The organism is Ruegeria sp. BG9, from assembly GCF_056538305.1.
Genome location: NZ_JBQFSY010000025.1, coordinates 1 through 1,061, shown reverse-complemented (window position 1 = coordinate 1,061; position 1,061 = coordinate 1). Strand labels below are relative to the sequence as shown.

Genomic DNA, 1,061 nt, shown 5'->3' with positions numbered 1-1,061 from the left:
GCAGCCGTGGACGCTCGGCTGGCGGAATTTCGTGAGAAGAACGGTGGCAAACCCCCGAACATCATCAACATTCTGATCGTTGATCTGGGTTTTGGTGACATGGGAATTCCCGAGCTCAACGCACTCCGTGGATATGAGACGCCCAACATCAATGACTTCTCGGACGAAGCTTTGCGCATGGTGCGCATGTATACCGAACCATCCTGTACACCAACAAGGGTCGCACAGATGACCGGCCGTCTGCCGGTGCGCATCGGCATGGGTGACACCGCCGTTGACATCGCCGGATTTGGCCTGCCGGGGTGCGAGAAGATCCTGCCCGAAGTTCTGAAAGATGCGGGTTATGCCACCAGCCATATCGGCAAGTGGCACATGGGCGACATCCCCGAAAGCTGGGCCATGAACAACGGGTTCGACTACGCCCAGATGGCCGTGCACCAACAAGGTCAGCTAACCATTTTCAATGACGATGCCATCCACGAAGGTGTGTCTGTTGGCAATGCTGACTATGTGCCGGCCTATACGATCGACAGCAACTTCCGACCTGATGCCTCGGCCATGATGACCACGATCGAAGGTGAAGCTGGTGGCCCGATCCGCGAGATCCGCATGGAACCGGGCGAGCGCTGGAATGCGTTGAAATACAACGAAATGAACCAGGCCTTCCAGGACAAAGCCATGGAAGAGCTGGCGCGTCTGGCAGGTGGCGAAGAGCCATTCTTCTTGCAATACTGGCCGCTTCTGCCGCTGGACAACACCCGCGCTGGCCGTGATGGTCCTCAATCACCGAACGGTGGTCTATATGCGGACAAGATGCAGCTAGTGGACGAATGGCTGGGTGCGATGTTCGACTCGATGGAAGAACTGGGCGTTGCCGACAACACCATCGTCGTTGTGATGGGCGACAACGGTCACTTTACCAAGTATTCGCCGGAATCCGGTTACACGCCGATGATCTTCCGCGGTGGTAAAGCCGACACGACCGAAGGTGGCGTACGCACCGACGCGTTCATTCGCTGGCCCGGCATGATCGAAGCGGATGGCCTGCTCAATAGCATCGT

The 1,061-nt window shown here is 57.3% G+C and carries 1 protein-coding gene; it reads left to right on the top strand.

Translation table 11 applies throughout. The annotated features are described in order from the left end of the window. Positions 1-1,061, top strand: a 1,061-nt coding sequence (locus tag ACR0I8_RS22055) for a sulfatase-like hydrolase/transferase (RefSeq protein WP_480703657.1), incomplete at both ends; no start/stop codon positions are given.